Here is a 272-nt window from a genome sequence, read left to right on the forward strand (position 1 = left end):
GCCGCCGGTCGCCTTGAACGCCGCCGCAATCGCCTGCACGGAAGCGTAGGCGTAAAGGGTATAGCCTTCCGGCTCAAACTTACCGGCGCGGAATTTCTCGATAACGGCTTTGCCCTCCGGGATCAGGCGCGGATCTTTGCCAAAGGTCATGTAAATGCCGTTGGTGTACTGCGGGCCGCCTGCAGCAGTGACCATCTCTTCATTGACGATGCAGTCACCGGAGAAGAATTTGGCCTGCACGCCCTGTTCACGCATCTGACGGACCAGCGGGC

General features: G+C 59.9%; 1 protein-coding gene. It reads right to left on the bottom strand.

Translation table 11 applies throughout. The annotated features are described in order from the left end of the window. Window positions 1–255, bottom strand: a 255-nt coding sequence (locus SM753_RS20620) for a hypothetical protein (RefSeq protein ID WP_323192932.1), incomplete at its 3' end; no start/stop codon positions are given. Window positions 256–272: the final 17 nt, after the last annotated feature.

It is taken from the genome of Halostella sp. PRR32, from assembly GCF_034808085.1.
Classification (GTDB): domain Archaea; phylum Halobacteriota; class Halobacteria; order Halobacteriales; family Natronoarchaeaceae; genus Halostella; species Halostella pelagica.